The organism is Pseudomonas sp. GM_Psu_1 (assembly GCF_026544185.1).
Taxonomy (GTDB): domain Bacteria; phylum Pseudomonadota; class Gammaproteobacteria; order Pseudomonadales; family Pseudomonadaceae; genus Chryseomonas; species Chryseomonas oryzihabitans.
The window spans coordinates 57,803-66,211 of record NZ_JALNUX010000018.1; the positions used below are offsets into that span (position 1 = coordinate 57,803).

At 62.3% G+C, this 8,409-nt stretch carries 8 protein-coding genes and 1 other RNA gene; 4 read left to right on the top strand and 5 right to left on the bottom strand.

What is annotated here, in order from left to right:
- Window positions 1–61: 61 nt before the first annotated feature.
- Window positions 62–466: a ferric iron uptake transcriptional regulator gene (fur, locus tag OXS31_RS21760; protein WP_007162667.1), complete on the bottom strand. Its 405-nt coding sequence runs from the start codon at window positions 464–466 to the stop codon at window positions 62–64.
- Window positions 467–560: 94 nt separating this feature from the next.
- Here fur and OXS31_RS21765 point away from each other — a divergent pair, with 94 nt between their 5' ends.
- A complete protein-coding gene (locus tag OXS31_RS21765) occupies window positions 561–1,097 on the top strand; it encodes an outer membrane protein assembly factor BamE (RefSeq protein WP_058792634.1) in 537 nt (178 codons plus the stop codon).
- A gap of 7 nt (window positions 1,098–1,104) precedes the next feature.
- Here OXS31_RS21765 and OXS31_RS21770 read toward each other — a convergent pair whose 3' ends face one another.
- Together OXS31_RS21770 and OXS31_RS21775 are read right to left on the bottom strand one after the other, a co-directional pair.
- Window positions 1,105–1,410, bottom strand: coding sequence for an RnfH family protein (locus OXS31_RS21770; protein ID WP_074585174.1), 306 nt, complete (start codon window positions 1,408–1,410; stop codon window positions 1,105–1,107).
- On the bottom strand, window positions 1,403–1,837 hold the full coding sequence (locus OXS31_RS21775; protein WP_027599125.1) for a type II toxin-antitoxin system RatA family toxin: 435 nt from the start codon (window positions 1,835–1,837) through the stop codon (window positions 1,403–1,405). The genes OXS31_RS21770 and OXS31_RS21775 overlap by 8 nt, the downstream gene beginning before the upstream one ends.
- A 172-nt stretch (window positions 1,838–2,009) precedes the next feature.
- On the opposite strand from OXS31_RS21775, the gene smpB reads away from it, so the two are divergent.
- Together smpB and ssrA are read left to right on the top strand one after the other, a co-directional pair.
- A complete protein-coding gene (gene smpB / locus OXS31_RS21780) occupies window positions 2,010–2,486 on the top strand; it encodes an SsrA-binding protein SmpB (RefSeq protein WP_007162671.1) in 477 nt (158 codons plus the stop codon).
- A gap of 81 nt (window positions 2,487–2,567) precedes the next feature.
- Window positions 2,568–2,920: a transfer-messenger RNA gene (gene ssrA / locus OXS31_RS21785) on the top strand.
- A gap of 45 nt (window positions 2,921–2,965) precedes the next feature.
- On the opposite strand, the gene ssb is transcribed toward ssrA, so the two are convergent.
- Window positions 2,966–3,526 (bottom strand): single-stranded DNA-binding protein, encoded by a 561-nt coding sequence (gene ssb, locus OXS31_RS21790; RefSeq protein ID WP_007162672.1) that lies wholly within the window; start codon window positions 3,524–3,526, stop codon window positions 2,966–2,968.
- Between the two features lie 25 nt (window positions 3,527–3,551).
- Entirely contained in the window at window positions 3,552–4,940 is a 1,389-nt protein-coding gene (locus OXS31_RS21795; RefSeq protein WP_042138404.1) for an MFS transporter, read from the bottom strand.
- 269 nt (window positions 4,941–5,209) lie between these two features.
- Here OXS31_RS21795 and uvrA point away from each other — a divergent pair, with 269 nt between their 5' ends.
- Window positions 5,210–8,044, top strand: a complete 2,835-nt coding sequence (gene uvrA / locus OXS31_RS21800) for an excinuclease ABC subunit UvrA (protein ID WP_144958215.1) — start codon at window positions 5,210–5,212, stop codon at window positions 8,042–8,044.
- Window positions 8,045–8,409: the final 365 nt, after the last annotated feature.

Here is an 8,409-nt window from a genome sequence, read left to right on the forward strand (position 1 = left end):
GCAGACAGCCACCGGACATGAAAAAGGCGACCTTCGAGTCGCCTTTTTCATGTCCGGGCCTTCACTTGCGCTGGCGGATGTACAGCACCAGGTTGTGATCGACCAGTTCGAAACCATGCTCTTCGACGATCTCGCGCTGACGCTTTTCGATCGAGGCATCGGTGAACTCGATGACTTCGCCGGTATCCACATCCACCATGTGATCATGGTGGCCGGTGTCGGCCAACTCGAACACGGCATGGCCGCCGTCGAAATTGTGGCGCACCACCAGACCGGCCGCTTCGAACTGGGTGAGGACCCGATAGACCGTTGCCAGTCCCACATCCTCGCCCGCTTCCATGAGCGCCTTGTAAACGTCTTCGGCGCTCATGTGGCGCTGCTCGGTGGTGTCCAGCATCTGCAATATCTTGACGCGCGGCAGGGTCACTTTCAGACCCGCTTTGCGGAGTTCGTTGTTCTCTACCATGCTCTTTCTCGGTGCCGAGTGCTTTCGCAGCCCTCGGGAATACGGGTATGATCGGTGCTTCGTTGCCCAGCAAGATAGTGGAAGTCTCCCACCGATGCAAAACCTCAAGCAAACGCTGACCGGGCTCTCTCTGATGGGCCTAGCCATGCTCGCCGGCTGCTCTCTGCCGGGGGTTTACAAGATCGACATCCAACAGGGCAACGTCGTCACCCAGGACATGATAGACCAGTTGCGCCCCGGAATGACCCGACAACAAGTCCGGTTTATCATGGGTTCGCCGCTGATCCAAGACACCTTCCATCCCAATCGCTGGGACTATCTGTACAGCCTGCAAGCCGCCGGCGGTCAGCGTAAGCAGGAGCGTGTCAGCCTGGTGTTCAACGGCGACAATCAACTGAGCGGCCTGGCCGGCGACTTCATGCCCGGCACCAGCCGCGAACAGCAGATCATGGGTACCGACAGCGGCACCACCGTGGATCCCACCGCCCCGGCGCAACCCTCGGCACCCGCTGCCGTACCGGAAGCGCCAGCCGTACCCGGCTCGACCGAAGACAACATCCAGAAAGAGATCGACAGCGCCCGTCCGGCCGCCGTGCCGACGCCCGATCGCATCCGCACCGACGGACAGTGATCCCTGGCTAGAGGCCAGTCCTGGACTTGGCCTTTTCCGCGCGCCGCTTGCGACTTTCCTTGGGGTCCGCAAGCAGCGGGCGATAGATTTCCACCCGGTCACCCGCCATCAGCCTGCGCTCGTTCGGCCTGGCTACCAGCTTGCCAAAGATGCCGACCCGGAAGGCTTCGCGCTGTTCGGGTGGCAACTGCTCGAGCAGCCCCGACGCCCGCACCGCCTGCTCGACCGTGGCGCCCTCTTCGAGCTGCAGACTCAACAGCCATTGCCGCTCCGGCAACGCCAGCGCCACCTCGATGGCGAGACACTCAGCCATAGAGGGCTCGAGCACGCTGGCAGAAGGCATCCACCATGGTATTGGCCGCCTGATTGAACAACGGGCCCAAGGTCGCGCGGACGATGGCGCTGTCGTATTCGAAGGACAGATCCAGGGAAATCTTGCAGGCCTTGTCGCCCAGCGCCTTGAACGTCCAGACGCCATGCAGCTGCTTGAAGGGACCCTTTTCCAGATCCATGGTGATGGACTCGTCCGGCACCAGGGTGTTGCGGGTCGTGAACTGCTGGCTGAGACCACCCTTGGCCACGGTGAGACCGGCGCGCATCAGGCCTTCGTCCTGCTCCAGGATCTGGGCGGACGAGCACCACGGCAGGAACTCCGGATAACGGTCCACGTCATTAACCAGCGCATAGAGTGCTGAAGCAGGATAGGGCAGCAACGCCGAACGTTGGATGTGCGTGCTCATCGGAACCTCGTAGAATAGCGAAATCGGTGTCGGACCTTGAATTTGAGGGCGGCGCACGCATTTTACTCCCGCACCAGCCTGCCGCAGTCCAGAACCGCGGTATTGTCCGTGTTTGCTCATACCCGCTCAAGCGCGTGGCGACATTTCCCCTGACTCGCTGTACCCTGGAATCATGGCCAAGCAAAAGAAAGTCTCCCCCGGCAGCATCGCGCAGAACAAAAAGGCGCTTCACGAATACTTCGTCGACACCCGCTTCGAGGCGGGTGTTTCCCTGGCAGGCTGGGAGGTCAAGAGCCTGAGAGCCGGCAAGGCGCAGCTGACCGACAGCTATGTGCTGCTCAAGGACGGCGAAGCCTGGCTGCTGGGCAGCCACATCACCCCGCTGCAGACCGCCAGCACCCATGTCATCGCTGACCCGACCCGCACCCGCAAGTTGCTGCTCAACAAGCGCGAGCTGGGCAAGCTGTTTGGCGCCGTGCAGCAGAAGGGCTACGCCTGCGTCGCCCTGTCGCTCTACTGGAAGAAGCACCTGGTCAAGTGCGAGATCGCGCTGGCCAAAGGCAAGAAGGAATTCGACAAGCGCGCGACCGAGCGCGAGCGCGATTCCGACCGCGAGATCCAGCGCGCCATCCGCAAGGACGCCAAATAGCCAAGCGGCCGAAAAACGTTTCGTCAGCAATGACTTGCGTCGGACGGCCGGAATTCCTATAGTGAACGACCAGCAAGTTTTGGGGGCGATTAGGATTCGACGCCGGTAACGAAACTTGAGGGGCATGCCGAGCTGGTAGCAGAACTCGTAAATTCGCTGCTGCAAACTTATAGTTGCCAACGACGACAACTACGCTCTAGCTGCTTAATGCGGCTAGCAGTCGCTAGGGGATGCCTGTAAACCCGAAACGACTGTCAGATAGAACAGGATCGCCGCCAAGTTCGCTGTAGACGTAACGGCTAAAACTTATACAGCTCGCCCAAAGCACCCTGCCCGTCGGGCCGCAATGGGTTAACTCAGTAGACAGGGCTAAGCATGTAGAACCGATAGCGGAGAGCTGGCGGACGGGGGTTCAAATCCCCCCGCCTCCACCAAAAAGAAAGGGCAGCCACTGGCTGCCCTTTTTCTTTGCCCGTCGTTTAGAACGGGATGTCGTCGTCGAAGCTGTCGTAGTCCTGCTGAGCCGGCTGCTGCTGCGGACGAGACTGCGGCTGCTGCTGGGGACGGCTGTTGCCGTTGCCGCCATTGCCACCGTTGTCATACTGCGGGGCCGACTGCTGCGGACGGGGGGCACGCTGCTGCTGGGGCGCAGGCGCGCTCTGGTTGTATTCGTCGTTGCCACCGGCATTGCCGCCACGGCCACCCAGCAGCTGCATGTTGCCGTTGATGTCGACCACGATTTCGGTGGTGTAGCGATCCTGACCGTCCTGGCCCTGCCATTTGCGGGTACGCAGAGTGCCCTCGACATAGACCTGGGAGCCCTTGCGGATGTACTCGCCGGCGATCTCGGCGAGACGACCGAAGAACACCACGCGGTGCCATTCGGTGCGGTCCTGCTGCTGACCGGTCTGCTTGTCCTTCCAGCTTTCGCTGGTGGCCAGGGTGACGTTGGTCACCGCATTGCCGTTGGGCATGTAACGGGTTTCGGGATCGGCGCCGGCATTGCCGACGAGGATGACTTTATTGACGCCACGGGCCATATGAATCTCCTGATGAGGCTGTCGATCAAGCGGCGACCGGTGTTTGACTAACCAGTCGCTCCAATTGCGCCCGATCGACGATTTTAGTATCGATCTTGATGTAGACGGCCTGCTCTTCCGCCACCACTACCGCATCGGTCACTCCGGCCAGGGCCAACAGGCGTCCGACCAATCCCTGGTCGTTGACTAGCGCGGGCGTAACCGGCAAACGCAGACTGGTGACATAGGGCGGTTCCCGCATCGTACCAGCTACCACCGCCCATCCCAGGCAAAGCGCCGCACAACCCAGGAAGACGGTGGACAGGCCACCATGCTGGAACAACCAGCCCCCGAGGATACCGCCCAACGCGGAACCAAGGAACTGACTGGTGGAATAGATCCCCATGGCGGTGCCCTTGCCACCGGCCGGGGCCACCTTGCTCACCAGCGACGGCAGCGAGGCCTCCAGCAGGTTGAAGGCGGTAAAGAACACCACGATGCCGATGACCAGGGCCACCAGGCTGTTGCTGAAAAAGAAGAAGTACAGCTCGCACAGCACCAGCACACTGATGGCGCCCACCAGCACGCGCTTCATGCGCCGCTTCTTTTCACCATAGATGATGAAGGGGACCATGGCGAAGAAGCCGACCACCAGCGCGGTGAGATAGACCCACCAGTGCTCTTCCTTGGGCAGCCCGGCATGTTCGGCCAGGGCCAGCGGCAGGACGACGAAACTGGCCATTAGCACGGCGTGCAGCGCCAGGATGCCGAAGTCCAGCCGCAGCAGGTCGCGATTGCGCAGGGTCGCGCCCAGCGCCTGGCGCGCCAGGTTCGACTCCCGATGGGCGAAGGGCGAAGCCTGGTGCGGTACCAGGAACAGCACGATCAGCAAACCGACCAGTGCCAGTCCGCAGGTGGCCCAGAACAGCCCGGCGAGACCGTAGGCACGGGTCAGCAAGGGGCCGGCCACCATCGCCACGGCAAAGGACACGCCGATGCTCATGCCGATCGTGGCCATGGCCTTGGTGCGATGCTGCTCGCGGGTCTGATCCGACAGCAGCGCCATGATGGCCGCCGAAATGGCGCCGCCACCCTGGACGACACGCCCGGCGATGACGCCCCAGATCGAGTGGGCATTGGCGGCAATGGCGGCACCAAGGGCGAACACCAGCAGTCCACCAATGATGATGGGGCGTCGACCGATGCGATCGGACAGCGTCCCCAGGGGAATTTGCAGGACCGCCTGGGTCAAACCATAGGCACCTATGGCGAGGCCGATCAGCGCCGGGGTGGCATCCGCCAACTCCTGACCATAGGTCGCCAGGACCGGGAGCACCATGAACATACCGAGCATACGAAAGGCGAAGACCAGGGCCAGCCCGAAGGCGGCACGGCGTTCGACGCCGTTCATGGCTTCACTGCGCTTGTCGAGCATTGATAATCCTCTCGTCGGCGACAGGCTTTTACGTCGCCACACAGCTTTAAAACAGTCGTGACAATGACCATTTAGGGAGGAAGCGGTGAAGATAGCCGAGCGCTCGTCCGAACGTTCCCGACCGCCAGGATCACGAACGCCCGATCACCGCTGTCGGGCCGTTAATTTTACCAGCCTTACCCCCTCTCTCACAGGCGCGGCAGATAGCCGCAGCCCGGGACGAGACCTCTTTTCTAGTGAAGCGCCGCCAAAACGAGGCAGAAGTCTACGTGGATAAAATCCTCATCCGTGGGGCCCGCACCCATAATCTGAAGAACATCGACCTAACCCTTCCCCGGGACAAGCTCATCGTCATCACCGGACTGTCCGGCTCCGGCAAGTCTTCGCTGGCGTTCGACACCCTTTATGCCGAAGGCCAGCGCCGCTACGTGGAATCCTTGTCGGCCTACGCCCGCCAGTTCCTGTCGATGATGGAAAAGCCCGATGTGGACACCATCGAAGGCCTGTCGCCAGCGATTTCCATCGAGCAGAAGTCCACCTCGCACAATCCGCGCTCCACCGTGGGCACCATCACCGAGATCTACGACTATCTGCGCCTGCTCTATGCCCGCGTCGGTACGCCGCGCTGCCCGGAGCACGATGTGCCCCTGGAAGCCCAGACCGTCAGCCAGATGGTCGACCAGGTGCTGGCCATGCCGGAAGGCCAGCGGTTGATGCTGCTCGCCCCCATCGTGCGCGAGCGCAAGGGTGAGCACCTGTCGGTGTTCGAGGAGTTGCGTGCCCAGGGTTTCGTCCGCGTCCGCGTCAACGGGCGGCTGCACGAGATGGACGAGCTGCCCAAGCTCGACAAGCAGAAGAAGCACACCATCGAAGTGGTGGTGGATAGATTCAAGGTGCGCGAAGACCTCCAGCAGCGCCTGGCGGAATCCTTCGAGACGGCGCTGAAGCTGGCCGACGACATCGCCATCATCGCCCCCATGGAAGGCGATAAGGGGGAGGAGATCGTCTTCTCCGCGCGCTTCGCCTGCCCGATCTGCGGCTTCTCCATCGGCGAGCTGGAACCCAAGCTGTTTTCCTTCAACAATCCCGCCGGCGCCTGCCCTACCTGCGACGGCCTGGGCGTGAAGCAATTCTTCGACGCCCGCCGGGTGGTCAACGAGGAGCTCAGCCTCAGCGAAGGCGCCATCCGCGGCTGGGACAGACGCAACGTCTATTACTTCCAGATGCTCGGCTCGCTGGCGAGTCACTATGGCTTCAGCCTCGACGCCCCCTTCAAAAGCCTCGATGACAAGCATCGCAAGGCGGTACTCAGCGGCTCCGGGCGCGAGAGCGTCAACTTCCGCTATCTCAATGACCGCGGCGATATCGTCAAGCGTGCCCACGCCTTCGAAGGCATCCTGCCGAATCTTGAGCGGCGTTATCGCGAGACCGAATCCCAGAGCGTGCGCGAAGAGCTGGCCAAGTACCTGAGCACCCAGCACTGCCCGGACTGCAATGGCACCCGCCTGCGGCGCGAAGCGCGCCACGTCTGGGTCGGCGACAAGACCCTGCCGGCGGTCACCCGTCTGCCCGTGGGCGATGCCACCCAGTACTTCCAGGACCTTACCCTCAAGGGCCAGCGGCAGCAGATCGCCGACAAGATCCTCAAGGAGATCCGCGAGCGCCTGCAGTTCCTGGTCAACGTCGGCCTGGACTACCTGACCCTGGATCGCAGCGCTGACACCCTCTCCGGTGGCGAGGCACAGCGTATCCGCCTGGCCAGCCAGATCGGCGCGGGTCTGGTGGGCGTCATGTACATCCTCGACGAACCCTCCATTGGTCTGCACCAGCGCGACAACGAGCGGCTACTAGGCACCCTGACTCACCTGCGCGACCTGGGTAACACCGTCATCGTCGTCGAGCACGACGAGGATGCCATCCGCCTGGCGGACTATGTCATCGACATCGGCCCGGGCGCTGGAGTGCACGGTGGCCAGATCATCGCGGAAGGCACGCCCGACCAGGTCATGCGGCATCCCGACTCGGTGACCGGGCAGTACCTGTCGGGTCGCAAGAAGATCGTGGTGCCCGCCAAGCGCACCGCGCGGGACAAGAAGAAGCTGCTGAAGCTGAAGGGTGCCCGCGGCAACAACCTGCAGAACGTCAACCTGGAGATTCCGGTTGGTCTGCTGACCTGCGTGACCGGGGTCTCCGGCTCCGGCAAGTCGACCCTGATCAACAACACCCTCTTCCCGCTGACCGCCACGGCGCTCAATGGCGCGACGACCCTGGAGGTCGCTGCCCACGACAGCTTCGACGGCATGCAGCACCTGGACAAGGTGGTGGACATCGACCAGAGCCCCATCGGCCGGACCCCGCGCTCCAACCCGGCGACCTATACCGGACTCTTCACCCCCATTCGCGAGCTGTTTTCCGGCGTTCCGGAATCACGTTCTCGCGGCTATACCCCGGGGCGTTTCTCCTTCAACGTCAAGGGTGGCCGCTGCGAGGCCTGTCAGGGCGATGGGGTCATCAAGGTGGAAATGCACTTCCTGCCGGACGTCTACGTCGCCTGCGACGTCTGCAAGGGCAAGAGGTACAACCGCGAGACCCTGGAGGTGAAGTACAAGGGCAAGACCATCACCGAGGTCCTGGACATGACCATCGAGGAAGCCCATGCCTTCTTCGAGTCCATCCCTGCACTGGCGCGCAAGCTGCAGACGCTGATTGATGTCGGCCTGTCCTATATCCGTCTCGGCCAGAGCGCCACGACGCTGTCAGGGGGTGAGGCTCAGCGTGTGAAGCTGGCCCGGGAGCTGTCCAAGCGCGATACCGGCAAGACGCTCTATATCCTCGACGAGCCCACCACGGGCCTGCACTTTGCCGATATCCAGCAATTGCTCGACGTGCTGCATCGACTACGCGATCACGGCAATACCGTGGTGGTGATCGAGCACAACCTCGATGTCATCAAAACCGCCGACTGGTTGGTAGACCTCGGTCCGGAAGGCGGCTCCAAGGGTGGTCAGATCATCGCGACGGGCACACCCGAGGAGGTCGCGGCAAACAAGAAGTCCTATACCGGCTACTTCCTCAAGCCCTTGCTGGAACGTGACCGGGAGTAATCTCGAGCACCGACTTGAAGGCAAAAAGCCCGGCATATGCCGGGCTTTTTTATAGGTGAGGCTCTATCGCGGCCATGGGCCGCTCCTACGACTTGCCTCCTAGTAGGAGCGGCGGCATCGGCGGACCGCCATGGCCGCAACAGCCCGGCGCAGCCGGGCTGTTCTGGCTCTTGTGCTCTTTGCGGAATGTCAGCAGCACACATCTGGCAGGCCCTACTCCAAACTCTTTACCACTCCGCTCCTGGTCCCCTCTCCCCCCCCCCGGGAGAGGGCTAGGGTGAGGGCCACCTCAGCTACGTAGCGTCAGGTATCCGCTGGCCGATTCTCTGCTCCCAGCGCCTAGGCACTCTGGCACTCTGGCACTT